Origin of the sequence: Pseudomonas savastanoi, assembly GCF_020917325.1 — a bacterium.
Taxonomy (GTDB): domain Bacteria; phylum Pseudomonadota; class Gammaproteobacteria; order Pseudomonadales; family Pseudomonadaceae; genus Aquipseudomonas; species Aquipseudomonas amygdali.
The window spans coordinates 3,140,637-3,166,127 of the sequence record NZ_CP076652.1 but is presented as its reverse complement, the minus strand read 5'-3'; the positions used below and the strand labels follow the sequence as shown (position 1 = coordinate 3,166,127).

Genomic DNA, 25,491 nt, shown 5'->3' with positions numbered 1-25,491 from the left:
ATCAGGGTTTGAGGCTGGAAGGGGTGCCAGGCACGACGGCGCGGTGCGATGTGGCTGGCTCATCTCTGGACGGGCGGCGCAGATCCCCACGCGGGGTGGTGCGAGCAAAGAAAATCACGACGGCAGCCAGTAACGAGGTGGCAGCCAGCCCATAAAGGCCACCCTGAATCGAACCGGTGGTCTGCTCCAGAAAACCGAACGTAGTGGGCGCGACGAAGCCGCCGAGGTTGCCGATGGAGTTGATCAGCGCAATGACCGCTGCGGCAATGCGCGCGTCCAGATAGCCCTGAGGGATCGGCCAGAACAATGCCGATGCGGCCTTGAAACCGATTGCTGCGAAACAGATGGCGACAAAAGCAAACACCGGACCACCAATGGTGGACATGAACATGCCGACGGCGGCGATCACCAGCGTGACAGCGACCCAGGCCTGTTGGTGCTTGAAGCGTGCCGCCAGTGCGGCAAAGCCGTACATGGCCACAATCGAGATGATCCACGGCACCGAGTTGAACAGGCCGACCTCAAAGTCGCTGAAACTGCCCATCTTGCGGATCATGCTTGGCAGCCAGAAGGTAGCCCCGTAAATGGTCAGCGCCACCGAAAAGTAGATGAAGCAGAACAGCAGGATCTGCCGGTCCGCCAGCAAGCGGAACACCGACGGCCTGACGGTTTGAGTTGCTTCGCGCAGACGTTGCTCTTCGGCTATGGCGGTGCTGAGTGCGGCTTTTTCTTCGTCGCTCAGCCAGGTGGCTTCATGCGGGTGTGATTGCAGCCAGAACCAGACGAATCCACACAGCACTATGGAAGCGAAGCCCTCGATCAGGAACATCCACTGCCAGCCGTGCAGACTCAGGCCTTCGATGCCCAGCAGAGCGCCGGACACCGGGCCGGAAATCACCGAGGCGATTGCCGAGCCACTGAGAAACAGCGCCATGGCCTTGCCGCGATCGCTGGAAGGCAACCATTGGGTGAAGTAATAGATGATGCCGGGAAAGAAGCCAGCTTCGGCGGCACCCAGAATGAAACGCAGCACGTAGAAACTGGTTTCACCCTGAACGAACGCCATGGCCATCGCGGCCGCGCCCCAGGTGAACATGATGCGGGTCAGCCAGGCACGGGCACCGTAGCGCTGCAACAGCATGTTGGAAGGCACTTCGAACAGTGCGTAGCCGACAAAGAACAATCCGGCGCCCAGCCCGTAGGCCGCCGCACCGATGCCCAGATCGGATTCCAGATGGCTGCGTACAAAACCGATATTGACCCGGTCTATGTAATTGACGATGAACATCACCACAAACAGCGGCAATACGTGGCGTTTCACCTTGGAGGCCGCACGGGCAAGCACCGTGGGGTCCGTAGTGCCAGAGACGGTATTCAAGAGGCGACTCCCATTCATTGTTTTTTTGGGGATGAGTCGATCATGAGGGGGTGTATTATTCCCGTCCAATCCAGTTAGTGACTTGATTGATACCGGGAGTGGATCAATGTTCGAGCTTTCTCAGCTGCGCTGCTTCACCACGGTGGCCACGGAACTCAATTTCCGGCGCGCCGCCGAACGGCTCAACATGACCCAGCCGCCGCTGAGCCGGCAAATCCAGATACTCGAGCACAATCTCGGTGTCGAGCTGTTCACGCGCAGCACCCGCAGTGTGGCCCTGACCGCAGCGGGCAGGGCGTTCTTCATTGAAGCGCAGACCTTGCTGGAGCGTGCGCAGCAGGCAGCCATCTCCGCGCGGCGCTTTGCCGAAGGCGATATTGGTTCGGTGACCATCAGTTTTGTCGGCAGCGCGGTGTACGAATTTCTGCCCCGAGTGATCGCCGAGGCGCGGCTGAAGCAGCCACAGGTGAAGATTTCCCTGACTGAAATGAACACCTATCAGCAGCACGAAGCACTCAGGGCGCGACGCATTGATCTGGGTATCGTGCGAGCGCCGCTGTTTCAGCCGGGCTACGAGAGCGAATGCCTGGTGCGAGAGCCATTCGTGCTGGCGGTGCCGGGCAATCATCGGCTGGCTCACGCTGATTCAGTTACGGTGGCTGATCTGGAGGGCGCGCCATTTCTGATGTATTCGCACTCGGCGTACCCACCGTTCAACGAACTGCTGACTGGTATGTTTCGTTCCGCACGAGTTGCCCCGGAATATGTCCAATGGCTTGGGTCGTCACTGACTATTCTGGCGCTGGTCAACGCCGGTATGGGCCTGGCACTGGTACCGCGCTGTGCGACCAATGTGGTGTTCAAGGACGTCGTTTTTCGTGACATTGATCTGGGCGAGGGCGTGCAGAGCGAGTTGCATCTGGTCTGGCGTGCCGATAATGACAATCCGGCGTCCCGGATGCTGCTCAAGGCCATTCGCGCGGCTGTCAGGGCGGATGAAAATTGACGCGAAAAACCTTGCAGTGCGTTGGCATCAACTATCATTCATTCAGTCGATAGTCATCATCAAGCAAGGCAAGTTCTGTTTTTCCGGCAAAGGAGGAGGATGGCGCCATAGCCACCTGCTCCAAAGGGAGACGACGCGATGAGAATGTTTAACCTGTTGACGTTTGCTGCTGTGCTAAGCACCAGCATGATGCTCACTGCGCCAGCCAATGCTGCCGTCTCGTCAGTCTCTACGGTCTCCGAACAGTCTTGCCATTTCATGCCGGTGGCCGACAGCGCCTCCAGTCTGCAACACACTCAGTCAGTGGGCGTGTTGTATAGCGAAAACACCGTCAGTAACCTCCAGTACCTGAACAACTATCACTCGGTAGCACTCAGGAGCGGACAGAACGGCGCGCTCGATTCGCGCATCCGCAATGCATTCATCAGCAGTTCGGACCCGAAACTCGCAACCGACTGGCTGGTGGGCTCATTGCAGAAAGAGTTCGCTTCGGTGACCGTTTACGACAACCTCGACGCGCTGATGAAAGCGCGCCCCGACGTGGTGGTGATGCTTGACACCTATAACCGCCTGGTAAGCAAGCGCAATAGTCAGGTCGAAGCGCGGTTCATGGCCCGGTTTTATGACACCAATCTGCAATACATCGGCAAGGCAGAAGGTGAGGTGGTCAAGGAGATGACCTCGGTCTGGGTGCAGGGCAAAGCTGCTCCGGAAATTGCCGCACAGATTGACCAGCAGCGTGAGCTGCAGGTCAATGCGCTGAAACAATTCGATGCGTCGCTCAAGGCGCTGGTCATGCAGGCCGACCGCGCTCAGGTGGCGGCGAACTGAGCCAAGGTCATGCCTGGTTCAAACCTGGTTGTTGATGACCTGAGCAAAGTTCTTGCTGAACGCGAACTGCGACACACCCTGCACGGATGTGATGGTTCGTGAACCGCTGCCTTGTAGTTGTATCTGTCCGCAGTGATTGTCCTGCGGCGTGATGTTCGTATTTACGGACAGAAACTGCTCATCAACTTTCGTCGCTTCAATGCCGCCTGCCATCAGCATGGTTGCCAGCGGATCGAATATCGGTACCGGGTAACCTTCGGCGTGCGTGCCTGATTTGGTTTCAAGCACTTGCCTGACCAGCGTGGCGACAGGGTCGCTCGCCGTAATCTTTTGCGAGTAGCTGGCGTCGAGAATGACCTGGTTGCAGACGTCCAGCGGAACCAGGGTCAACGGCAGGCTCGACTGAAAAACGGTATTGGCCGCGACAGGATCGACGAACACATTCCATTCTGCATAGTGGTTACTGCTGTAGGCCTCACCCTGATCCCACTCCTTTTGAGCGCCGTTCAAGGCGGCGACGTTGCCGTCAACATAGACAGCGCCCGCCATGGCGACAATCTGCTCGATCATCTGGAAGTCTGCGGGCTGATTACTCAGTGAAAGCATCTTCGCAATATTGGTAAAGCCACCCAGTGAAAGAACAGTGATTTTATCCTGGCTGTTCTTCACGGTCTGATACATGAACTCCCACGCGGGAAGGTTTGATAACGCCGGCAAGGCAGCCGGATTGAGCGTTCCCAGAAGGCCCATGATGTCATTCATATCGTTTTTGAATGGTTGAGGAAACCGGTTGTCGTACTCAAGTGGTGTATCGGTGCCTTTTGCCACAACAGTACTGAGACGGTTGCCAATGCCCAGTAAATGCTGCGCGATGATGACGCCCCAGCCGAGATCCGTTTCGCCACATCCAGTGACCGTGATACCGACTATGTCGATGTCCGGTCTTTTCATCAGGTAGGCGATGGACAGTACGTCGTCCCAGCCCATGTCCGTATCGATAATGACTTTCCTGTTCATGGTAATGCTCCCTGCCCATAGGGGACGATTGAAAAGAGGAGTTTGCAAGCGTTCTGGATATACCCGAGCACCTGCTCGAAAAGGGTATCGCCTGTTTATTTCCATTAAACCGACGCATGGATCGGTTTTACCGTAAAGAATTAATCACACCTGCCGAGAGCATGACAAGTGGGCCGATCATTAATTGGCTCACATGATGAGCAGCAAGCCACGTGTGCTTTGACTGTAGTGACAGAGAAGCCTTGCGATGCTGAAAAAACTAGTGAGTGCCTTGCGCACCGTGATGTCTGTACCCGCTGATAATCCCAGGCTGTTGCAGGCCCAATACGTTGCGCTGTCCCGACAGCTGCCATTGATGTATTTCGTGCTGCTGGTCAACACCTGGGCGTTGGCATTCACCCATTGGGCAACTGCTCCGATGTGGCTGACCCTGCTGGTTCCGGCGCTGCTCACTATTGTTTGCGCTATTCGTGCGCGCAAGTGGCTGCTCACGGTAAACCGGCCGCCACCCGCGCCAACCACCATTCTGGCGACGCTGCGCGGGACCAACGGACTGGCAGGCGTGATCGCTGCCGGTTTCGCCGCCTGGTCGCTGTCGCTTTATCCCTATGGCGATGCCTATGCCCAGGCGCACGTGGCATTTTTCATGGGCATCACCGTGATTGTCTGCATCTTCTGCATGATGCACTTGCGGCCTGCGGCGTTGACCACTGCAGTTGTGGTCAACACTGCGTTTGTTATTTTTTTCGCGTCGACGCACAACATTACTTTCATCGCCACAGCAGTGAACATCGTGCTGGTGTCGATTGGCATGCTGATCATTCTTCAGTATCAATACCGCGATTTCACCAGCCTGGTGAATGTGCAGATAAGAACCGAGCAACTGAGCAATGAGAACCTTCTGCTGGCCAATCAGGACAGTTTGACGGGGCTGCCCAACCGCCGACAGTTCTTTCAGACACTGGACACGGCCATGCAGGAGGCGCTGGCGCAGCAAACCGGGCTGGCGGTCGGGGTGCTGGATCTGGACGGGTTCAAGCCAGTCAATGACCTGTATGGGCATCGTACCGGCGACCGCCTGCTGATGCTGGTAGCCGAACGCCTGACCAGTGCCTCCAGCGATACAGTGCATGTGTCGCGACTGGGCGGTGACGAGTTCGCTCTGGTTATCAAGGGTGATATCAGCAACGACGCATTGCTGGCGTTTGGTAAACACCTGTGTGAACTCATGCATGAAAGCTTCGAGCTGTCGGACATGCCCATCCAGATTGGCGCAACTCTGGGGTTCGCTACGTTCCCGGCCACCGCAGACAATGCCACCCAACTGTTCGAGTTTGCCGACTACGCGCTTTATCAGGGCAAAAACCATAATCCCGGAACTACCTGCCTGTTCTCCGCCAGCCACCGCGAGCAGTTGCACGCCGATGGCGTAACCGAGCAGGCATTGCGGCGCGCCAATCTGGAGACCGAGTTCTACGTGCTGTTTCAGCCGATCATTGAAAGCTGCACACGCGAAACGGTGGCTTTCGAGGCTCTGGCCCGCTGGAAAAGTCCGGAACTGGGCTCGGTATCGCCTGCGCATTTCATTCCGATTGCCGAGCGAATCGGCATGATCAACAAGCTCACCGCACCCTTGTTGACTCATGCATTGAAGAGGGCCTTGTCATGGCCGGCGCCCATCAGACTGTCGTTCAACCTGTCGGCGCACGACTGCGCGACCTGGGAAAGTGTCAGTACCATTGTCGAGATCATCGAAAACAGCGGTTTCGATGCCTCACGGCTCGATCTGGAAATCACCGAAACGGCGGTCATGCAGGACATTGCCCAGGTACAGCAGGCTATTGCACAGTTCCGGCAACTGGGTTGCGGTATCTCGCTGGATGATTTCGGCACCGGGTACTCCAGCCTCAGTCAGTTGCACGCGCTGGCGCTGACCAAGCTGAAGATTGACCGCAGCTTTGTAACCGGTGTGCATGACAATCCGGCGAGCTACAAGATCGTGAAATCGCTGGTTGCCTTGAGTCTGGACATGTCTCTTGGCTGCGTGATTGAAGGCGTCGAGACGCAGGATGAGCTGAATGCACTGACCAGCCTTGGGTGCACGATGGTGCAGGGTTATTTCTACAGTCCACCGATCAGTTTTGAACAAACCCTGGTGTGGATCGAAACGCCGGATGAAGAGCGCACCTTCGGTTATGCAGCTTCGTGCCGGATCTGATCGACTGCGCTTGAACCATTCCCCTGTGTACGTGGAGTAAGATGCGTTTTTCGATCTCCACGGAATCCTGTCAATGAGCAAACCCGGGCAGACCATTCTTGTTGCGTTGCGCAAGATGATTGCGTCAGGCGAGCTGGCGGCCGGCGAGCGCTTGATGGAAGTGCCGACCGCCGAGCTGTTCGGCGTGTCGCGCATGCCGGTGCGTATGGCGTTTCGTACCCTGGAACAGGAAGGCCTGCTGGTGCCCTTTGGCGGGCGCGGTTTTCAGGTGCGCTCGATCACGCCGATGGAAATCGCCGGTGCGGTCGACGTGCGCGGTGTTCTGGAAGGGCTGGCGGCGCGGCAGATGGCCGAACGTGGCTTGACGCAGGAGGCGCGGGACGAGCTTGAAGCCTGCCTGGTGCAGGGTGATGCCTTGTTCGAAAAGGGTTACGTCACTGAAGATGATCTTGAGGTCTATCACGACATGAACATGCGCCTGCATCGAGTGATCGTCGCCGGCAGCGGGAACCGCGCCATTGCCGATGCGTTGGCGCGCAACGACCATCTGCCTTTTGCCTCGGTGACGGCGTTGGCAGTGGATCGCGATAACCTGATTCGCGAATATCGGCGCTTCAATTTCGCCCACATGCAGCATCACGCGGTGGTGGATGCGTTAGTGAGCGGGCAGGGCGCTCGTGCCGAGGCGATCATGCGTGAGCATGCCAATGCGACCCTGCGCTATGCGGAGATTTTCGGTGCCGGCGTGAACGAGCGCATGAAGGTCATTCAGCGCTCGGACTGATCAGATGTCGAGCACCAGCAATGGGGTTTTCGAGCGTGAGCAGCATGGCGTGAACTGATCGTTGAGCGCCTGCTCGTCTTCAGTCAGAAACAAATCCCGATGATCCGGAATGCCCTTGAGGACGCGCGTCAGGCATGTGCCACACACACCTTGTTCGCACGAAAGCGGAATATCGATGCCGTGGCTTTCGAGCACCTGAGCGACCGTCTTGTTGGCAGGAACGGCAATCACCTGACCGGTGCTGGCGATCTCGATGGAAAAGCTGCCGTCGTTGCTGGTGTCCACCGGCGCTGCGGAAAAGTACTCCCGGTGCAGATTGTCTTCAAGCCAGCCGGCAGCACGGGCGCTGTCGAGGATGTGTTGCATGAAGCCACCCGGTCCGCACACATACAAATGGGTATCGGGATGGGGCTGGGCGAGCACATTGGCGGCATCCAGCGCGGTAGCGGGCTGTTCATCAAGGTGCAGTGTGACCCGGTCGGCAAACGGCGAGTGCTTGAGGCGCTCAATAAAGGCGCCGCGCTCGACGGAACGAACACAGTAGTGCAGCTCGAAATCGGCACCGTCCAGCGCAAGTTGTTCAGCCATGCACAGAATGGGTGTGATGCCGATGCCGCCGCCAAACAGAAGCGTGCGACGGCTGTTCCCGGCCAGGGGAAACAGGTTGCGTGGCTCGCTGATGCGCAAGTGCGCGCCTGACTGAATCTGCTCATGCAGGCTGCGCGACCCGCCGCGTGAAGCCGGATCGTTGAGGACGCCAATCAGATAGCGATGACGCTCGTTCGGTGCGTTGCACAGCGAATACTGGCGGATCAGCCCGTCAGGCAAGTGCACGTCGATGTGCGCGCCTGCCGTGAAGGGCGGCAGCAGCTCGCCATCGGCTCGCACCAGCTCGAAACTGCAGATATCCAGCGCTTCATCGTTACGTGATAACACGGTCACGTCGATCATGGTATGTCCTCGGGTGACCGCAGCAAGGGTCACTTCTGATTGTTTTCAACGCATTCGGGCTGGCAGCAGGCAGTCATTTAGTGGCCATTACGGGAATCTGTTCAGCCGTGCTGGCCCGTTCGGCAGCAATCAGGCGTTCCAGAATCTTGCGCGACTGCACGCCGCCGGCGTCGATGTTGAGCTTGAGCAGATTGCGTTGCGGGTGCTGAAGCAGGTTCTGTTGCTGGCGCTCAAGCATTTCCAGGTCCTCGCTGAAGATCTTGCGCTGACCCTCGCGGATGGTGGCCGTCAGCTGTTCGTCAGCCGGGTTGAAGTTGCGCGCCATGCCCCAGAAGTACCAGATCGAGGTGTCGGTCTCCGGCGTGATGAAGTCGACAACGATGCTCGATGCCTTGAACTCGTGGGGCGCGTGATAGCCACCTTTGCCCGCGTGGGCTACGCCTACCTCGATCAGTACATGGCTGGGCGGGGTGAAGCGGCAGATCTGCCAGCGATCGACTGGCACGTCATCGGCCAGGTTGTTGCCACGCAGCGCCATCTGCCAGAACGGCGGCGGCATGATGTTTTCCATGTGGCGTGCGGTAATGACTTCCTCGCCTTCGACCGTCGTGACAGGTGCCGCTTCGTCGATTTCCTTCTGACCGATGCTCGACGCATGCACGTAGGTTTCGTGGGTGAGGTCCATCAGGTTGTCAATCATCAGGCGGTAGTCGCACTGAATATGAAACAGGCCGCCACCGTAGGCCCATTCGTCGCTGACCGCCCACTCCAGATGATGGATGAGCGCCGGATCGGCCTTTTCCCGGTCGCCAGGCCAGACCCATATGAAGCCGTAGCGCTCGACCGCGGCGAAGGTCTTGTTGCAGGGGAAGCCTCGAACACGCTGGCCGGGCATCGCGGCGGTCTTGCCATCGCCGCCCATCACCAGCCCGTGATAACCGCATACCAGTTGGCCGTTCTCGACATAACCCAGCGACAGCGGGGCACCGCGGTGCGGGCAGAAATCTTCTACGGCGACAACCTGCTGGTTCTGGTCGCGAAAGAAGACCATCTTTTCGTTGCAGATTTGCCGACCCAGAGGCTTGTCGGCGACTTCATCTGCTGTACAGGCGACGTACCACGCATTCTTCGGGTGCATGACGGTTCTCCACGGTTCGATTATTGGTCTTATGGATCCACAGAATGAATCATGTTGTTTTCCTCGTGATTATTAATGCCACAGGATCAAGATTAATCCAATGATTAATTTGATTAACTATTATTTAATGGATCCACAGACTGGTCATCAAACGGGTCTGGACGCCAGCAATGCTGCTCGCAGACGGGGGGCGAGTGCTTCCAGAAGGGTCTGCACAGAGCGCAATGCCCGGCAGTCGGGACGCGTCAGTAGCCACAGATCGGTGCTGCACCCCTGCAGTGGTTCACTCAACCTTTCCACTGAGCCAAGGCCCTGAACCGTGAAATCGGTCAAGGCCGCCACGCCCAGACCGGCAGCGACCAGTTGAGAGACCGCCGACATGTTGCTGCAGCGATAGCGTGGGCTCACCGCCGGGAATGCCTGTTTACGCCAGATCACCGAAGGGTGGTCGGGCATTGAGTCGTCCGGGCTGATCCAGGGAATTGAGGCAGGGCTGTGTGTCAGCGCATCGCGGTATTCGGGGCGGCCACAAATGAAGTAGTCCGCGCTGCCCAGGCATCGTCCGATCAGGTGTTCGGGCGGGGTATTGGTCAGGCGCAGCGCGATGTCGGCATCACGACGGCTGAGGTTGGCAAACGCGTTGGAGGTGGCCAGTTCCAGCGTGAGGGCAGGGTACTGCGGCATGAAGTCCGCGAGCGTTGGTAACAGCAGGCTGTGCAAGACCGCGTCAGTGCACGTCAGGCGTACCGTACCGCTGACCACCTGTTCGCCTTGCTGCAAGGCGATGCGGGCAGCGGCGAGTGCCTGTTCGGCGTGTTCCGCCTGCTCGGCCATGGCCTGGGCAGTATCCGTCGGAATGTAGCCGCGTCGGTTCTTTTCAAACAGCGCAGCTCCGAGGGCTGACTCCAGACGTCGGATCGAGCGGAACACTGTCGAAATATCAACGTGCAGCAGATCTGCAGCACGCGCCAGGGTCCGTCCGCGTACCAGCGCCAATACCAGAGAAAGATCGGCATGGGTGATTTCATATTGCATCGCTGCATTGTTCCTTTGCCTGAATGCCTATGTTTGTTGCGTAGATGACTATCCTAGACTGGTTTTATCCCGGCTGGATAGCGTCATATCGACGTGCTGGCTCACCAGATTTACAAGGACTCAACGTATGTCACGATCTCCCTTGATCGGCGTTACTGCCTGCCGTCAGCAGTTGGGCAAGTATTCCTCCCATACCGCAGGCGATAAATATGTCGAAGCGGCGGCGTTTGCGGGTGTCCCGGTCATTCTGCCCGCGCTCGACGTGCCCACCGAGCCTGCGCAGTTGCTGGCCTCACTGGACGGTTTGCTGTTTACCGGCTCGCCGTCCAATGTCGAGCCGCATCATTACAACGGCCCGGCGAGCGTGGAAGGCACTGCCCACGACGTGTTTCGGGATCGCACGACATTACCGCTGCTCAGGGCCGCCATCGCCCAGGGTGTGCCGGTGTTATGCATCTGCCGTGGTTTTCAGGAGCTGAATGTTGCACTGGGCGGCAGCCTGCATCAGCGGGTCCAGGAATTGCCCGGTTATCTGGATCACCGTGAGCCGCAAAGCGATGTGCTGGTCGTGCAGTACGCGCCGCAACACCCGGTGCAGGTGCAATCTGGCGGGTTGCTGGAGGCGCTCGGGCTGGCGCCGGGGTTCGAGGTCAATAGCCTGCACAGTCAGGGTATCGATCGTCTGGCATCGGATCTGCGCGCGGAAGCACTGGCACCCGACGGTCTGGTGGAAGCGGTTTCCCTGCCCGGTGCGCCAGGCTTTGTGCTGGGCGTGCAGTGGCACCCGGAATGGGAGTTCATGAACAACCCTGTGTCGCTGAGCCTGTTCACGGCATTCCGTGAAGCCTGCCTGGCGTATGCCCGGAACCGTCAGGGCAGGTAGTGCGATGAGCTGCTGAGTGTTGCTGGCAAACGTGATTTAATATCCGGCTTTGCGGCCTTGGGCGATGGACAATCCATTCCTTCTGGGCTTTGCTTCACTCATCGGATATCTTTCGCATAAGGCCATTATGGATACGGGAGCACGACTCAAACTGGTGCGTGAAAGCTACAAGCTGTCACAACGTGAACTCGCCAGACGCAGTGGTGTGACCAATGCCACGATTTCCCTGATTGAGCAAAATCGTGTCAGCCCCTCTATCAGCTCGTTGAAGAAGCTGCTTGAAGGCATCCCCATGACGCTTGCGGATTTCTTCACCTTCGACCAGCCACCGGGGCAGGATCAGTATGTATTCCGCGCCGGTGACCAGCCTGACCTGGGGCGTAACGGTGTTCGCCTGCTGCTGGTCGGCGCAACCCTGCCGAGCCGCCAGATGCGTTTTCTTCGCGAGCAGTACGCGCCGGGCGCAGACTCGGGTGAAGAGCCCATCGTCCACAGCGAAGGCGAGGAGTGCGGGTTGGTGACGCGCGGCACCGTGGAGCTGACCATTGATGGGCAGGTCAATATTCTCGGTCCCGGGGACGGTTATTACTTCCCGACCACCTTACCGCACCGCTTCCGCAACATCGGCCAGGACGAGGCCGAGATCATCAGTTCCAACACGCCCGCCAATTTTTAGCGCACAGCGCCTGCAACGACGATAATTTCCGGCCGCCTGGCACCTCTGGCTGCACCTCAACTGACCAGAGCTGTCGGCATATAACCCTGGGGGTTCATGCACTGCCAGCGCCAGGCGTCAGTGAGCATTGAATCAAGGTTGAACCTGGCGCGCCAATCCAGCTCACGCAATGCTTTCCCCGGATCCGACCAGCACACCGCAATGTCTCCGGTCCGGCGCGGCTGAAAGATCAACGGCACGGTTTTGCCGGAGATACGTTCGAAAGCGTGCACCACCTCGAGGACTGAATAACCCTGCCCAGTCCCCAGATTCCAGACGGATACGCCTTTTTGGCCGCGTATTCTGTCCAGCGCCTTCAAGTGGCCCTCGGCCAGATCCATTACGTGAAGGTAATCACGCACACCTGTGCCGTCCGGCGTCGGGTAGTCGGTGCCAAAAATGTGCAGGGCAGGGCGTCTTCGATTCGCGACCTGCAGCAGGAAGGGCAGCAGGTTATTAGGCGTGTTGCAGGGCGACTCGCCCAGCAGGCCGGACGGATGGGCGCCAATGGGATTGAAGTAGCGCAGCAGCCCGATGGACCAGCGTGGATCCGAGCGGGCGACGCTTTTCATCACATGCTCGGCCATCAGTTTGGAATGCCCGTAAGGATTGGTCGGCAAACCCAGTGGGCAGTTCTCGTCCAGCGGCATTTGCTCACGGTCGCCGTATACAGTCGCTGATGAGCTGAACAACAGGTTGAACACGCCTGCCTGCTCCATCGCCTGACACAGGTTTACGCTGCCACTCACGTTGGTCTCGAAATAGCGCAACGGCTCTCTGACGCTTTCGCCCACCGCCTTGAGCCCGCCGCAATGCACCACAGCTTTCACTGGGTGGCGAGCGAATAGCCGGTTCAACGTCGCTTTGCTGCGTACATCGCCGTGGATGAACTCCACCTGTCGCCCACTGAGTGTCTCCACCCGGCTCAATGTCTCTCGTGAGCTGTTGCACAAGTTATCAAGCACCACGACATCGTGGCCCTCTTCAAGCAATTCAAGCGCAACGTGAGCGCCAATGTATCCCGCACCACCGGTAACCAGAATCATGATTATCCTTCCTGGATGTTCGCCGCCTCGGCAAGAGGCGTGCTGAGGGCTCGGCGTCGTGACCTTTATCAACAGGACGACAGAGGAGCCTTGCTTGCGAAAATCAGGACCAGACCACCGCGTGGGGAAAACGTACCGCAGGTGCCAAAAAACATTCGCTCAAGACTAGGGGCGTATTTGTTCCGCCGAGTTCAACGGTTCATTCCCGACGGCACATACCCTTTATCGGAATCAGCGAACAGCGGCCCGGGCGCATGCTCGAAACTGATGAGAATATCTATAGTTGTTCCATGCACGTGATTGTTCCATGCATGCAACAGCCGCCAACGCACATCCTCATCATGAATGCCGTCGAAGTTCAGCCCTTTTCAGAGCCCTTCAGTTTCATCCAGGACTTTTTAGAAAAAAGGGAGACTTCATGAACGGTGTCCAGAAAATCCAATCCGCAAGGTCAGCTTCAGCCAGAGTCGAGGCAGCCGTCAGACCGCTGCTGCTGTGCCTGTCCCACCTCAGGTGGGGGTTTGTGTACCAGCGTCCGCAGCACATCATGTCGCGCATGGCGCAGGATTATCGGGTGTTGTTTCTAGAGGAGCCTGTTTTTTCAGACTCGCCTCGCATCTGGCTTGAGTCACTGCCGCAAGCATGCGGTGTCACCGTATTGGTGCCGCACCTGCCTTCGCAGATGCAGCCTGACCAAGTGATCACTGCACAGCGCACGTTGCTGGATGGTTTTATGGATGCGCAACAATTTGGGGAGCTGCTGTTGTGGTATTTCACCCCGATGGCCCTGGCGTTTACCGACCACCTGCGCGCGCAAGTGACGATCTTCGATTGCATGGACGAGCTGTCTGCGTTCAAAGGTGCGCCGCCAGAGCTCGTCGAGCAGGAGCAAGCGTTGATGAAGCGCGCAGATGTTGTCTTTACCGGCGGCTTCAGCCTCTGGGAGGCCAAGCGCCTACAGCATGCAAATGCACACTCCATGCCCAGCAGCGTCGATATCGGGCATTTTGCAGCCGCTCGCAACATGCTTGCCGCCCCGAAGGATCAACACTGCATCCCCCACCCAAGGCTAGGCTATTTTGGCGTCATTGATGAGCGTTTCGATATTGAACTGATTCGAGAAGTGGCGGAATCACAGCCCACATGGCAAATCATTTTGATCGGTCCTGTGGTGAAAATCGATCCGGCAACCCTGCCGCGCATGGCCAACGTTCATTATCTGGGCAGCAAGCCTTATGACGATTTACCTGCCTATCTGTCTGGCTGGGATGTCGCATTGATGCCGTTTGCCCTGAACGATTCCACACGCTTTATCAGCCCGACCAAGACGCCGGAGTACCTGGCTGGCGGTCGTCCAGTGGTATCAACCCGGATTGCCGACGTTGTCAGAACTTACGGTGAGTCCGGAGTCGTCGCAATTGCCGATGATGCTGACGCGTTTGTGCGCGCGATTCGCGAAGCTCTGGCGCATAAGGATCCTGCTGATTTTCTGCGTAAGGTTGACGCAGTGCTGGCCGGTGAGTCCTGGGACAACACGTGCGCTGCCATGAAGGCGCAAATCGGCCTGGTAACGACTGGGGAGCAAACCCAATGCCTCGGATAAATCCTCAATCAGCCGCGTTTGCAGAGACACACTATGATTTCCTTATCGTCGGTGCAGGTTTTGCGGGAAGTGTAGTGGCGGAAAGGCTGGCAGCCGGATTGGGTAAACGTGTTTTGCTGATCGACCGACGTCCACACATTGCGGGTAACGCTTACGATCACCTGGACAGCGCCGGGGTGTTGGTCCATCAATACGGGCCGCATATCTTCCACACCAATGCCGAACGCATTGTGGAATACCTATCGCGATTTACCGAATGGCGCGACTACCAACACCGTGTGCTCGCCAGTGTGGACGGTCAATTGCTGCCTATTCCGATCAACCTCGATACGCTCAACAGCTTGTACGGTTTGCAGATGAATGAGCAACAAGCCGAAGCCTTTCTCGCCAGCCGGGCCGAGCCGGTAGAGATGATAAGAACCTCCGAAGACGTTGTGATCAATCAAGTAGGCCGGGAGTTGTACGAGAAGTTTTTCCGTGGCTACACCCGCAAGCAATGGGGGCTGGACCCGTCGCAACTGGACAGGTCGGTCACCTCTCGAGTGCCTACCCGTACCACTTCGGACAGTCGCTACTTCACGGATACCTTTCAGAAAATGCCGCTGCATGGCTATACGCACATGTTTGACCGGATGCTCGATCACCCGCTTATCGACGTGGCGCTGGGGGTCAACTTTGCCGATGTACGCGGGGCCTTGCAGTATCGGCACCTGATCTACTGCGGGCCAATCGATGAATACTTCGATTATTGCTATGGCCGTCTTCCATATCGGTCCTTGCGTTTCGAGCACAAAACCGTTGATCAGGCACAGTTTCAATCCGTGGCCGTGGTCAACTACCCGGATGAGGCCATTGCTCATACGCGAATCACAGAATACAAGCACCTCACCGGTCAACGGCATGCCAGGACCAGTATCAGCTATGAGTTCCCGAGTGCCGAGGGCGACCCTTACTACCCCATTCCGCGACCGGAAAACACTGAGTTGTACAAGCGTTACAAGGCGTTGGCCGATCAGTCGGATGAGGTGACTTTCCTTGGGCGGCTTGGTACTTACAAGTATTACAACATGGACCAGGTTGTCGGTCAGGCATTGGCGCTGTTCCAGCGGCTGGCCCATGAGTTGCCGGAGCAGATTGCCGAACCGATTGAACAGCCTGCGCGAGGCTGAGCATGGGTCGTCTGTTCGACAGCTTCTTCATAGGCGGATTCGAGTGTGCCAGCCATCGACGACTCGACGGCGTGCGACTCGATCTGCTTCACTCAACCGGTCACGACCGTTGGGCACCCGAAGATTTTGCCGCAATGGCGACGCACGGAATACGTACCGTGCGTGACGGTTTGCGCTGGCACCTGATTGAAACCAGCCCGAACTGTTACGACTGGAGCAGTTTTCTGCCCATGTTACGAGCCGCGCGGCGTCAGGGCACTCAGGTGATCTGGGATTTATGCCATTACGGTTATCCTGATGACCTGGATATCTGGCGTCCGGAGTTTGTCGAGCGCTTTGCGCGTTTTGCCGCTGCGGTGGCTCAGGTAGTCAAAGACGAAGGGGAGACCGCCCCCTTTTATTCGCCAATCAATGAAATTTCGTTCTGGAGCTGGGCGGGAGGTGAAGTTGCTTATTTCAACCCCGGTAGTCAGCAGCGCGGCATGGAACTCAAACAGCAACTGGTCCGGGCCAGCATTGCGGCGATAGAGGCGATACGCGCAATAGAGCCCGGCGCGCGTTTTATTCAGGCCGAGCCATTGATTCACGTCGTACCGGCTACGCGCGGTAGTGCGGAGAAAGCGGCAGCAGAGTGCTATCGGCAGGCGCAGTTTGAAGCCTGGGATCTTTTATCCGGGCGTCAATGGCCTGGGCTGGGCGGCCGCCCCGAGTATCTGGATGTGTTGGGCGTCAACTTCTACCCACATAACCAATGGCAGTTCAACGGTCGAAAGCTCACCCAGGACGACCCGCAATACAGGCCATTTCAGGGCATGTTGAGCGAGCTGCATACGCGGTACGCAAGACCGCTATTGATTTCTGAAACCGGTGCCGAAGACGTACAGCGTCTGCCCTGGTTCAATTACATCTGTGCCGAGGTCAGTAAGGCTGTCAGGGCAGGCTTACCTGTGGAAGGTATCTGCTGGTACCCCATTCTCGATTATCCGGGCTGGGACGACGCCCGATACTGCCCGACGGGCCTGTTGGGTTATGCAGACGGGCAGGGTAAGCGGGCCGCCTTTCACCCTTTGCAGGTGGCGTTACGCGAGAGTGCGAGTGAATTTGCGGCTCTTATTCGACAAAAGGACGAAAAATCCGCTTTCCAAGTGAACGCTTTTTGAGTGCTTAGCCCCTCATATGAATATAATTCGTTTTTTGCCCAAAACCTGAGAACCCTTTCGAGGCTCCACCAGTCCTAGCCTTGAGAACATTTATTAAACCCAACCAATATGTGTGGAGTTTCTGGAGTGTCGGAAGAAAAAGCCCGTGTCGACAATGCTGCAACGGGAGATATCCAGCATCAGGGAAAAGATATCTTTTTTGCGGCGGTGGAAACGACACGTATGCCGATGATCGTGACGGACCCCAACCGTGCGGACAACCCGATCATTTTTTCCAACCGCGCGTTTCTGGAAATGACGGGCTATTCGTCAGAAGAAATCATCGGTACCAACTGCCGATTTCTTCAGGGGCCGGAAACGGATCGGGCCGTGGTGCAGTCCATTCGTGAAGCGATTGACGAGCGCGTCGATATCTCTACCGAAATTCTTAACTATCGCAAGGACGGTTCTACCTTCTGGAATGCCTTGTTTATTTCTCCGGTTTATAACGATGCCGGAGACCTGATCTATTTCTTTGCGTCGCAACTGGATATCAGTCGACGTCGGGATGCTGAAGAAGCCCTGCGTCAGGCGCAGAAAATGGAAGCTCTGGGGCAGCTTACCGGAGGCATCGCTCATGACTTCAATAACCTGCTTCAAGTCATGGGCGGCTATATTGATTTGATCGGCAGCGCTGCTGAGAAACCCACTATCGATGTGCAGCGTGTCCAGCGCAGCGTTTATCACGCCAAGTCTGCTGTCGAACGCGCGAGTACGCTGACCAAGCAATTACTGGCATTTGCCCGTAAACAGAAGCTGCAGGGACGAGTGCTCAACCTCAATGGTCTGGTTTCCAGCACAGAGCCCTTGATCGAGCGTACGTTCGGGCCGCATGTGACGATCGAAACCGATCTGGACCCGGCCTTGAAAAACTGCCGTATCGACCCGACCCAGGCAGAAGTTGCCCTGCTGAACATCTTCATCAACGCCAGGGATGCGCTGATTGGCAGGCCTGACCCGAAAATATCCATTGAAACCCGCAATCTGGTCGTCGATGAGTTGGCCAACATGTCTCATGACGGCTTGCTGCCTGGTCGCTACGTCAGTATTGCCATAACGGACAATGGCATTGGCATGCCATCGAGTATTCGTGACCGTGTGATGGACCCGTTTTTTACCACCAAGGAAGAGGGCAAGGGTTCAGGGCTCGGTCTTTCGATGGTCTATGGCTTTGCCAAACAGTCGGGCGGCGCGGCGCGGATCTATACCGAAGAAGGTATTGGCACAACGCTGCGCCTGTATTTTCCGGTAGACGAGGCAATGCTGACCCACTCGGAGCCACCAAAAGCTGTCGACAGACGCATTGGCAGCTGCGAGCGGATTCTGATTGTCGAGGACCGGCCTGACGTCGCCGAGCTGGCGAAGATGGTGCTGGATGACTACGGCTATGTCTGCGAAATCGTACTCAACGCTCGCGAAGCACTGAAGAAATTCGAATCCGGCAGCAGGTATGACCTGCTGTTCACTGACCTGATCATGCCGGGCGGCATGAACGGTGTGATGCTCGCGCGTGAAGTGAGGCGCAGGTATCCGAAGATCAAGGTGCTGCTGACCACCGGCTACGCTGAAAGCTCGATCGAACGAACCGATATCGGCGGCTCCGAGTTCGATGTGGTATCCAAGCCCTGCATGCCTCAAGACCTCGCCCGGAAGGTCAGGCAGGTGCTGGACGGACCTAACGGTATCGCTTGATTGTCCCGCTACCGAAGACCTGAAGGCCTGACTGTTCTCGGTCAGGCTGACGAGTGTGTGGTTATACCCATTATTGACTGTGCCTTATGGGGTGCCATTGTTTATTAATGCCTGTCGAGTATTAACAGACGTCAGACAACCTCACTTATAAACATAGAAGCGATAATGAGGCCGCAAAGTTGTAAAGCGCTTGGAGCGTTATCGTCTCTTTCCGTTCCATTGATAGAGATCACTGTTCGTCGCCTTTTTATGTGGTTTTGCAGTCCTGAAAAAAGTCTATAAAAGTTTTAAACTTCTTGAGTGTCGCCCGGGTCATTAAAGTGTACGCCACACATTTCAGCGTTCACTGCCAATGACTCAAAGGACTCTTATTATGATTCGCGACGACCGCATCGCTCCAGGCTCCCCTGTGTATCAAGACACGCATGCTATGGCTCCTCTGCTTAAACGAATTTCCTGGAGCGCTATTCTGGCCGGTGTTGTATTGGCCATGGTTGTTTCGCTGTTGTTGAACCTGTTGGGCACGGCCATTGGAAGTGCCAGTATTGATCCAATGCAGGAAGCCAATCCGTTGTCCGGAATTGGTACAGGTGCGGGTATCTGGGTTGTTGTCAGCTCGGTCATCTCGCTGTTTGTCGGTGGTTGGGCGGCTGGCCGTCTGGCTCAGCGTGAAGGCGCTTTTCATGGCCTTCTGGTATGGGCGAGCGTATCGCTGATCACGGTCTATCTGGTGTCCAGTGCGGTAACAGGCGTCGTGCGCGGTGGCCTTAATCTGGCAGGCAGCGGTATGTCGGCACTGGGCAGCGGTATTGCTCAGGTAGCGCCGGCCGTCGGCGGCAAGATTCAGGATCAGTTGCGCGCTCAGGGTATTGATTTCAATCTGGACGATATCCAGGGTGAAATTGAAACAGCCATGCGCCAGACCGGTAAAGCCGAGCTGAACCCTGACAACGTCAAGCAGGAAGCTCAGGCAACCCAGGAAGATGCACAGAATACTGCCAAGCAGAGTGCACAAAATCCTCAGCAAGCCGATGAGCAATTGGGTGGCCTGATGGACCGCATCAAAGCCAAAGGCGACCAGGCGTGGGATGCTGCTGACCGTCAGGCGCTGGTTAATCTGATCAAGGCGCGTGGCAACAAGACTGATGCCGAAGCCAATCAGATCGTCGATCAGGCTCAGGCCAGCTATCGTCAGGCTTATGCCAAGTATCAGGAACTGAAAGCTCAGGCAGAACAGAAAGCCCGTGAAGCAGCTGAAGTGACTGCCAAGCGCGTTTCGCAAGGTGCCTGGATTCTGTTGATCACTCTGGTGATCTCGGGTCTGGTAGCAGCGGGTGCGGGTGTACTGGGTCGTCGTACTCAGCCGCCAGCCAAAGTTGTTGCTGCTGTCTGAACCAACGCAGCAAGACTGGACTGAAGTATCAGACGGGGAGCGTTGATCGCTCCCCGTTTTTAGTTCAGCCATTCGATATCGTGTCAGTGCCGATCCGCTTCGACAACACGTTGGTAAAGTCCATCCCTCAATTTTTTACCTTATTATCGTGCGGCTCTACAGCTTGCGTAACAGGGCAACTTTCAAAGAGCAAATACTCTAACAGCGTGCTGCGGGATATATATTCAATCTCAACGGTGGCACCTGTGCCATTGATGTTGCCAACTCTATATTCACTGGGTTTTAAGGGTTGTTATTGTGAAGGTGTCCGGATGGAATATCGGGTCGGGCTTTGGCTGTTCGGCAGTGGGCTCAGGCTGGGTGAATTCGGCACTGAGCAAGTATGCTTGTGAGCGTGCAGAATCAAATGTCATGTTGTGCGCCCATAAACGGGTGCTGACACTTCCTTTGGTCCGATACTGCCCGTCCGGGTCACGTGCAACCACGGTCAGACTGGCATCTGCACCACTGGGTATCAACAGGCGATCGTTTTGGCGGTCGTACGCCATGCTGTTGACAGCGCGGGTGGTGGGCAATGCTGCGAGGCGGTTGCCGGTCATCAAGTCGGCAATAATCAACTGAGGGCTTGCGCCACGACAGGCAATGAACAGACGTTGTCGCGATTCATCGGCGGCGACCGCGCTGGGTTTGTTGCAGCCCTCGAACGTCCAGTACTGATGTTTCTCCAGCAGTTGGCCTGAAAGAACGGCCACTTGATTCTCGTCACGCATCGGCACTATCAGCGTGCCGTCGCCAAGGATGATCGGCGCGTCGAGTTTCTGTGCCGGAACCTGCCGGGAACCCACGAGTGCGTCGGTACGTGCGTCGATGAAATACAGTGTGGAGTGGTCGCCGCGACGGCCGCTGGTAACGATCACTCGCTGATGCCCGGCATCGTAGATGACATTGTTCAGGTTGCCTGAGTCCAGTTTGAGCCGGTTTTGCACGGTCATGCGGTCCAGCGCGACGATGCCTAATGTCCCGTCCATGTTGGCGATATAGGCGCGATTGTGCTCGGGTGCAAAGGCAACGGCATTGGCACCGGTCGAGTTGTCCAGGGTCTTGATCAAAACCTGCCGTTCGACGTCGAACACGGATAAACCGTTCTCGCGGCGTGCGATGTACAAATGAGGCTGCGCCGGCTGCAATGCCGCGAACCCCCAACTGTAGCCAGCGCCTGGCAGCACGGTTGCTGCGCGGGTGGTGTACAGCAGCGAGTCATCCGCCTGAACCGAAAGAGGTGCCAGCAGCGTGAACACACTGGCAAAAATCTGTAATCCCGTCACCTTGAGCCACCTGATCAACGACATCATCGGCTTAAAACTCCAGAGTGGTGGAAAGAATGAACTGCCGCGTATCACCAACGGACACGAAGTAACGGTTGGCGCTGGAGGTGTAATACGTGCGGTCAAACAGGTTCTTCACGTTGAACTGAATGTTGAGCTTGTGCTCATCGACTTTTGTATCGTAAGACGCGAAGGCATCCGCCACGGTATAGGCGGGCAGTTCGAATGAGTTGGCAGAGTCTCCCGGGCGCTCTCCGACGTAATGTGCGCCAGCGCCGGTGCGCAAGCGGTCACCGCCGCCGATAATGCTGCCCCAGTCGTATACCGCAGACACTGCCGCTGTGCGCCGGGCCACGTTCCACAGCTCGTTGCCCTTGTAGAGCGGGTCCTTGGTGATCTTCGCATCCAGTAGTGCAAAGCTGCTGATCACGCTCCAGCGATCGGTCAATTCTCCAGCCACGTCCAGTTCTATGCCTCGCGAGCGGGCTTCTCCGGATGTCCGCCAGTCGGTGAGCTTGGTCGCATCGTTGAACTGGGAGACCAGAATGTTTTTCTTGCGAATATCGAAGACCGCTGCGGTAGCCGTAATGCGTCCCGGAACGTCCAGTTTGGCACCCAGTTCGTAGGACCTGGCTTGCTCAGGCAGCACGGCAGAGTCAATGACCACGCCACTGCTTAACGGCGCAATGGTTGAGCTGGGTTTCAGTGATTGCGTGTAGCTGCCGTAGAACGACAGCACATCGTTGTATTTGTAGACGACGCCACCGCGCGGCAGCCATTTCTGCCCATTGATATTGGTGTTTGCCACAAAGGGGCGACCGCGTCCGGCTATTTGATCGTAGGTTTGGTAGCGCGCACCGGCCACCAGAATCCACTGCTCGTTGAGGTGGAACGAGTCCTGAGCAAATAACGAGGTGGCGCGCAGTTTATCGGTCTGGTCACTGTCGCTGGCCGATACCGTGCTGGACGGCGATTCCCGGCCATAGACAGGGTTCAGATAATTGAAGCTGGACCGCGCCGTTTGACGCAGCAGGTCCGAGCGGAAGATTTTGCGTTTCTCATCATCGACGCCAACCTGCAAGTCATTCTGGAAGCCTGCGATCTGAAAGGTGCCTTCCAGGTCGGCAATTGCAAAACTGTCGGTGCTCACAGCACCATGGGTTGCATCGTTACTGCGCGTCACTGCGCCCGTGGCGGCATTGATGGCATTGATTCGCAGTTGGTTGGCATCGTAGGTTTCACGGTTCCAGCTGTAGCCGAAATGAGATTTCCAGTTGTCGTTGAACTGATGGTCGACGCTCAGCTGCGTGAGGTCCGAGCGACCTTCCATTTCATTGAACGGTTCGTCCAGGCGCCGGGTTCTGGGAATATCCAGCGGGTGGTTGGTACGCGGGTCCAGTGCCGTGCCGCGGTCGAAAGGGTAAAGAAATTCCCTGTGCTCATATGAAAGCACCACTTGTGTCGTGTCGCCGTACCAGGCAAGCGATGGTGCGACCAGCGATTCTCGATGGGTGCCGAAGTTACGCCAGTAATCCTCGTCTTCATAATCCACCACCATGCGATAAGCCAGACGGCTATCGCCCAGCCCGCCGGTGCTGTCAAAGCTGCCACCGCTACCGTCGCGGCCATGCGCATAGGCGGAGGCGCGACCACTGATTGCGTTGTAGCTCTCCAGCTGCGGGCGTTTACTGACGACGTTGACTACGCCACCCGGGTCCATGATGCCGTAAAGCAGCGATGCCGGACCTTTGAGCACTTCCACGCTGTCAGCAGTAGCGCTCAGACCACGTCCCTGAACGATGGGCATTCCGTTGTGCATGATCGAACCGTCGCGATTGCCGCCAAAGCCACGCTTCATCAAGGTGTCTTGCGTCGCCGCCAGGGTGTTGCCCTGGGTGATGCCACTGGTATTGGCCAGCGCATCGTCCAGATTGCGCGGCTTCTGATCGCGCAGAACTTGCGCAGAAACCACGTTCACGACCTGGGGCACTTCCAGCGTCGACCTGTCGCTGTGCAGGATCGAACTCGTACCGGTTGGCTGGTAGCTGGTACTGCGATCGGAGTTGGCTTCAACCTGTGTCGCGCGCAACTCCATCGACTCTGAGGCAACCAGCGTGTAGCTGCCGTTGCTTTGCTGCGCGGCAAAGATGCCGCTGCCTGCGAGCAATGCGGTCAGTCCTTCAGTGACCGAGTAGTTGCCGTCAAGGCCCGGTCCGACCTTGCCGTCGGTATACGCCGCATTTCCGGCCAACTCGATACCTGCCTGCTGGGCAAAACGGACGAGTTGCCCGGTGAGTGGGCCTTTCTCGATGCTGAACCGGTGAGTCAATGCGCTTGCATCGGTGGCAGAGGCGGTTGAGACCCACGATGCACTTAAACCGCCCACTGTCAATGGAATGATCATGGCCAGCGGCGTCAGGCTGAGATAAAACGGGCGTCGTTTATGGAAATGCATAGTGCTGGCGTCCACGCTGATGAAAGGAAAAAATATTGGCTTTCATCTACACCGGACGAGCAGGGCAAAAGGGGAACCACCGCGTGCAAAAAAAAACAGGACCGCGCAATTATGCCCGCGCCTCGACAGTGACCCACCAGGGCAGCGTGCGCTTGATCGCCACGGGCAGTACCGATGCGAGGGCAGCCAGTGCCCTGTCTGTATCCTTGATGGAAAAGGTGCCGACCACTCGCAGCCCTGCAATCTTCTCGTCACAAGCAAGGTAGCCATGCCGGTAGCGGGACAGTTCATTGACGAACTGCAGGAGCGGCATACCTTCAGCGACCAGAATGCCGGACGTCCACGCGCGGCCAGAGGCAGGAGCGGGTTGCGGGCTGTCGAGTCGATCCCCATAAAGGGTTATCTGCTGTCCTGCATGTACATCGCAGCGTTGATCGGCTGCCATGACCGACACCTCGCCTGAATAGACCGTGATGCAGGTGGCGTCATCATTCAGCAGCCGTGCACTGAATTCTGCGCTGTATGCCTGCGCTTTTCCATAAAGGGTCTTTACCTGCGTCCGTTTGTTCTGCGAGCGGGTAGCGTCGATCAACACTTCGCCTTTCAGCAGTTGCAACGCTTGAACATCAGGGGCGACAGTAACGTTCAATGCGCTGGCGGTGTTGAGCCAGATTCGGGTGCCGTCAGCCAGCGTGAACTCTCGTGTTTCGCCCGTTGAGGTGGATAAATCGGCCCGAATCCAAGCAAACAGCGAGCCGCTCTCACCGTTGTTCAGCAGGTGCCAGCCCAATGCCCCGCCCAGTGCGAGAACGCCCATTGAAAGAAGGGTCTGACGGCGGCTCATCGATGAAGAGCTGGTGGACTGTAGAACCTTGTAAGCGCCATTTCTTTCTAGCGGATCCTGAAACTGTGCGAAGCGTCCACCTATCTTCTCCACCAGTGCCCAGGCCTTGCGGTGTTCCTCGTTCTGGCTCAGCCAATTCTGCCACTTGCGTCGCTCGGAATCGCCAGCATCCTCTGCACCCAGACGCGCATACCATGCCGCAGCTTGCTGGAGAACATCATAATGATCACTGCGAGGACTGTTCATGGTCAACACTCATCGGCACGTGCGGACAGTTCACGCACCATGCACTGATACATGACCTGTGCCATGTACTTTTTCACCATGCGCTCGCTGGTGCCAATCTGTTCGGCAATCTCGCGGTAAGTGTTGCCTGACAGTTGCGCCAGCAAAAAGGCGGTTCGCGCCTTGTGCGGCAAGTCACGCAGCATGGCGTCGATTTCATGCAGTGTCTCGAGAAGAATGGCAACGTACTCGGGGGAGGGGTGCAGGTTCTCGGGCCTGTTTGCCAGCTCCGTCAGCCATGCCTGCTCGATCTGCCCCCGGCGCCATTGATCGATGCAAAGGCCGCGTGCAACGGTACATAGAAACGACCGCGCTTCACCGGGCAGCCTGAATGCTCGAGGCTTGAGCAACAGACGCAGGAAGGTATCGTGAGTCAGGTCCGCTACGTCGGCAGTGTTGAACGAGTTGCCAAAGCGCCGGGTCAGCCACTGACGTAGCCAGCCGGAGTGCTGTGCATAAAGGTCGTCGATGCGGGTCTGATCAGGAGCGCTTGAGCAGGTCATGAGAAAGCAGTCGTTCCGAAG

General features: G+C 57.1%; 21 protein-coding genes. 11 read left to right on the top strand and 10 right to left on the bottom strand.

The annotated features are described in order from the left end of the window. Position 1: 1 nt before the first annotated feature. Positions 2 to 1,345: an MFS transporter gene (locus KP808_RS13180; protein ID WP_230018860.1), complete on the bottom strand. Its 1,344-nt coding sequence runs from the start codon at positions 1,343 to 1,345 to the stop codon at positions 2 to 4. Between the two features lie 139 nt (positions 1,346 to 1,484). Here KP808_RS13180 and KP808_RS13175 point away from each other — a divergent pair, with 139 nt between their 5' ends. Both KP808_RS13175 and KP808_RS13170 read left to right on the top strand, forming a co-directional pair. Then, entirely contained in the window at positions 1,485 to 2,384 is a 900-nt protein-coding gene (locus KP808_RS13175; RefSeq protein WP_057402386.1) for a LysR substrate-binding domain-containing protein, read from the top strand. 138 nt (positions 2,385 to 2,522) lie between these two features. Next, positions 2,523 to 3,215 (top strand): hypothetical protein, encoded by a 693-nt coding sequence (locus KP808_RS13170; protein ID WP_002553487.1) that lies wholly within the window; start codon positions 2,523 to 2,525, stop codon positions 3,213 to 3,215. An 18-nt stretch (positions 3,216 to 3,233) separates the two neighbouring features. On the opposite strand, the gene KP808_RS13165 is transcribed toward KP808_RS13170, so the two are convergent. Continuing rightward, on the bottom strand, positions 3,234 to 4,232 hold the full coding sequence (locus tag KP808_RS13165; protein WP_230016241.1) for a nucleoside hydrolase: 999 nt from the start codon (positions 4,230 to 4,232) through the stop codon (positions 3,234 to 3,236). 247 nt (positions 4,233 to 4,479) lie between these two features. Between KP808_RS13165 and KP808_RS13160 the strand changes: the two genes are divergently transcribed. Beyond that, the gene (locus KP808_RS13160) at positions 4,480 to 6,450 is read left to right on the top strand and encodes a putative bifunctional diguanylate cyclase/phosphodiesterase (protein WP_230016240.1); all 1,971 of its coding nucleotides are present in this window, start codon (positions 4,480 to 4,482) and stop codon (positions 6,448 to 6,450) included. 73 nt (positions 6,451 to 6,523) lie between these two features. Beyond that, positions 6,524 to 7,234 carry a GntR family transcriptional regulator gene (locus KP808_RS13155; RefSeq protein WP_122281015.1) on the top strand — a complete coding sequence of 237 codons (711 nt, stop codon included), beginning with the start codon at positions 6,524 to 6,526 and terminating at the stop codon, positions 7,232 to 7,234. Here the strand turns inward: KP808_RS13155 and KP808_RS13150 are convergent, their stop codons facing one another. From KP808_RS13150 to KP808_RS13140, 3 genes are all read right to left on the bottom strand, one after another. Beyond that, a complete protein-coding gene (locus KP808_RS13150) occupies positions 7,235 to 8,185 on the bottom strand; it encodes a PDR/VanB family oxidoreductase (RefSeq protein WP_122281016.1) in 951 nt (316 codons plus the stop codon). Positions 8,186 to 8,258: 73 nt separating this feature from the next. Continuing rightward, positions 8,259 to 9,323, bottom strand: a complete 1,065-nt coding sequence (locus tag KP808_RS13145; protein WP_122281017.1) for an aromatic ring-hydroxylating dioxygenase subunit alpha — start codon at positions 9,321 to 9,323, stop codon at positions 8,259 to 8,261. Between the two features lie 147 nt (positions 9,324 to 9,470). After that, positions 9,471 to 10,358 carry a LysR family transcriptional regulator gene (locus tag KP808_RS13140; protein ID WP_230016239.1) on the bottom strand — a complete coding sequence of 296 codons (888 nt, stop codon included), beginning with the start codon at positions 10,356 to 10,358 and terminating at the stop codon, positions 9,471 to 9,473. A 127-nt stretch (positions 10,359 to 10,485) separates the two neighbouring features. On the opposite strand from KP808_RS13140, the gene KP808_RS13135 reads away from it, so the two are divergent. Beyond that, on the top strand, positions 10,486 to 11,241 hold the full coding sequence (locus KP808_RS13135) for a gamma-glutamyl-gamma-aminobutyrate hydrolase family protein (RefSeq protein ID WP_230016238.1): 756 nt from the start codon (positions 10,486 to 10,488) through the stop codon (positions 11,239 to 11,241). A 127-nt stretch (positions 11,242 to 11,368) separates the two neighbouring features. Then, on the top strand, positions 11,369 to 11,917 hold the full coding sequence (locus tag KP808_RS13130) for a cupin domain-containing protein (protein ID WP_002553494.1): 549 nt from the start codon (positions 11,369 to 11,371) through the stop codon (positions 11,915 to 11,917). 56 nt (positions 11,918 to 11,973) lie between these two features. On the opposite strand, the gene galE is transcribed toward KP808_RS13130, so the two are convergent. Then, positions 11,974 to 13,002 (bottom strand): UDP-glucose 4-epimerase GalE, encoded by a 1,029-nt coding sequence (gene galE, locus KP808_RS13125; protein ID WP_230016237.1) that lies wholly within the window; start codon positions 13,000 to 13,002, stop codon positions 11,974 to 11,976. Positions 13,003 to 13,420: 418 nt separating this feature from the next. On the opposite strand from galE, the gene KP808_RS13120 reads away from it, so the two are divergent. The 5 genes from KP808_RS13120 to KP808_RS13100 all read left to right on the top strand — a co-directional run bounded on the left by KP808_RS13120 (position 13,421) and on the right by KP808_RS13100 (position 20,058). Further along, on the top strand, positions 13,421 to 14,605 hold the full coding sequence (locus tag KP808_RS13120; protein ID WP_230018858.1) for a glycosyltransferase family 1 protein: 1,185 nt from the start codon (positions 13,421 to 13,423) through the stop codon (positions 14,603 to 14,605). Beyond that, a complete protein-coding gene (glf, locus tag KP808_RS13115; RefSeq protein WP_230016236.1) occupies positions 14,593 to 15,774 on the top strand; it encodes a UDP-galactopyranose mutase in 1,182 nt (393 codons plus the stop codon). Before KP808_RS13120 ends, glf begins: the two co-directional genes overlap by 13 nt. 2 nt (positions 15,775 to 15,776) lie before the next feature. Beyond that, entirely contained in the window at positions 15,777 to 16,934 is a 1,158-nt protein-coding gene (locus tag KP808_RS13110; RefSeq protein WP_230016235.1) for a beta-glucosidase, read from the top strand. Positions 16,935 to 17,060: 126 nt separating this feature from the next. Continuing rightward, positions 17,061 to 18,665: a hybrid sensor histidine kinase/response regulator gene (locus KP808_RS13105; protein ID WP_057402378.1), complete on the top strand. Its 1,605-nt coding sequence runs from the start codon at positions 17,061 to 17,063 to the stop codon at positions 18,663 to 18,665. 373 nt (positions 18,666 to 19,038) lie between these two features. Further along, entirely contained in the window at positions 19,039 to 20,058 is a 1,020-nt protein-coding gene (locus KP808_RS13100; protein WP_002553498.1) for a hypothetical protein, read from the top strand. Between the two features lie 272 nt (positions 20,059 to 20,330). On the opposite strand, the gene KP808_RS13095 is transcribed toward KP808_RS13100, so the two are convergent. From KP808_RS13095 to KP808_RS13080, 4 genes are all read right to left on the bottom strand, one after another. After that, the gene (locus KP808_RS13095) at positions 20,331 to 21,410 is read right to left on the bottom strand and encodes a YncE family protein (protein ID WP_230016234.1); all 1,080 of its coding nucleotides are present in this window, start codon (positions 21,408 to 21,410) and stop codon (positions 20,331 to 20,333) included. Positions 21,411 to 21,414: 4 nt separating this feature from the next. Then, positions 21,415 to 23,838, bottom strand: coding sequence for a TonB-dependent siderophore receptor (locus tag KP808_RS13090; protein WP_230016233.1), 2,424 nt, complete (start codon positions 23,836 to 23,838; stop codon positions 21,415 to 21,417). A 109-nt stretch (positions 23,839 to 23,947) separates the two neighbouring features. Next, complete coding sequence (locus KP808_RS13085; RefSeq protein WP_230016232.1) at positions 23,948 to 24,928, bottom strand: FecR domain-containing protein; 981 nt, start codon at positions 24,926 to 24,928, stop codon at positions 23,948 to 23,950. Between the two features lie 2 nt (positions 24,929 to 24,930). Then, the gene (locus tag KP808_RS13080) at positions 24,931 to 25,470 is read right to left on the bottom strand and encodes a sigma-70 family RNA polymerase sigma factor (RefSeq protein ID WP_057407678.1); all 540 of its coding nucleotides are present in this window, start codon (positions 25,468 to 25,470) and stop codon (positions 24,931 to 24,933) included. Positions 25,471 to 25,491 lie beyond the last annotated feature (21 nt).